Origin of the sequence: Mycolicibacterium palauense, from assembly GCF_002592005.1 — a bacterium.
Taxonomy (GTDB): Bacteria; Actinomycetota; Actinomycetes; order Mycobacteriales; family Mycobacteriaceae; genus Mycobacterium; species Mycobacterium palauense.
This window is the reverse complement of sequence record NZ_NVQF01000208.1, coordinates 1-797: the sequence shown is the minus strand read 5'-3', so window position 1 is coordinate 797 and position 797 is coordinate 1. Positions and strand designations below refer to the sequence as shown.

Below are 797 nucleotides of genomic sequence, written 5' to 3'. Positions count from 1 at the left end.
CTGTCGAACGGGCGGGGCGCCGCGGTGTCAGACGTCCGGTGCGGTGATGGTGCCCTCGGTGAGGCTGGTCATGATCGCGTCGACGATCTGGTGCCGGGGGGTGCGGTCGACCTTGGCGGCTTCGTAGCCGGCCTCCAGCAGCGCCCAGAACACCCGTCGGGCCCACCCCGGCGGCATCGATGCGCTGCGGGTGGACAGCCGCGTGAGCACCTCGACGATCGCCTCGTCGCCGGTGTCGAGATGCGCCCACAACTGCGGGTCGGACTGCACGCTGGGGTCGTTGAACACGAACAGCACGATCGGTCCCAGATCCAGCTGACTGTCGATCACACGGCGAAGCGCCTCCAGCGGCGGCCCGCACGCGGGATCGGCCCGTGCGATGGCCTCGTTGGACAGCGCGTGTACATGCAGCGCCAGGGCCCGGACGAGGTCGGTGCGTTCCGGGAAGTAGCGGTGCACCGTGCTGCGTCCCACCTCGGCGGCGGTGGCGATCTCGGCGACCGAGGCGCCGGGGTCGGCGCCGAGCACCGTCATGGCGGCGTCCAGGATGGCGCGCCGCGTGCGTGCGCGTGCCCCACCTTCCGAAACGCCGATGTCAGCCATGCCCCAGAATATAGCACCGGTATCCCACGATGAGACATCGCTGTCTCATCGTGCGTCCCGTCCGGGCGCCCCGTCGAGGCGCCGGAGGGGATCAGGTCGGGGGTGCGAAACCGTCGACGGACGGCGGCGCGGCGGGCGGCGGCGGGCCCGCCGCGCCGCCGTCCGTCGACGGTTTCGCACCCCCGACCTGATCC

At 71.9% G+C, this 797-nt stretch carries 1 protein-coding gene; it reads right to left on the bottom strand.

From position 1 onward, the window contains the following. Positions 1-27: 27 nt before the first annotated feature. Positions 28-603, bottom strand: a complete 576-nt coding sequence (locus tag CSR00_RS29895) for a TetR/AcrR family transcriptional regulator (protein WP_099025953.1) — start codon at positions 601-603, stop codon at positions 28-30. Positions 604-797 lie beyond the last annotated feature (194 nt).